This is a genomic window from Mesorhizobium sp. M00.F.Ca.ET.216.01.1.1 (assembly GCF_004010325.2).
GTDB lineage: Bacteria > Pseudomonadota > Alphaproteobacteria > Rhizobiales > Rhizobiaceae > Mesorhizobium.
Genome location: NZ_SADR02000354.1, coordinates 1 through 325, shown reverse-complemented (window position 1 = coordinate 325; position 325 = coordinate 1). Strand labels below are relative to the sequence as shown.

1 pseudogene is annotated in these 325 nt (G+C 58.8%); it reads left to right on the top strand.

Going from position 1 to position 325, the window contains the following annotated elements:
* Positions 1–220 (top strand): annotated as a pseudogene (locus EN859_RS36450) (hypothetical protein); the annotation flags it as partial.
* Between the last annotated feature and the right edge of the window lie 105 nt (positions 221–325).

The window sequence follows — 325 nt, the reverse complement described above, 5'->3', positions numbered from 1 at the left end:
GCTCTTCCGATCTATTTTTCTCGACGCGCCTCCACCTGCTGATGCCCTCGCCCACGCAAGCGGCCAGCGCAATGAAGAAATGGCGCTCGGTACGCGCGAGATATATGTGCTCTACAACGACGGCATGGCGGACACCAAACTCAAGATTCCGGCCGCGAAAACGGGAACCGCGCGCAACATGAACACGGTCGCGAAACTCGTGGAGATGGCGAACGGGTAGCGCGGAAAGCAAGGGCGCGTCGGAAACGGCATCTGCATTGCCATTGCCATTGTGATTGCCCTCGCCATCGTTTCCGGCACACATAAAAAAGGCGGCACACCGTGC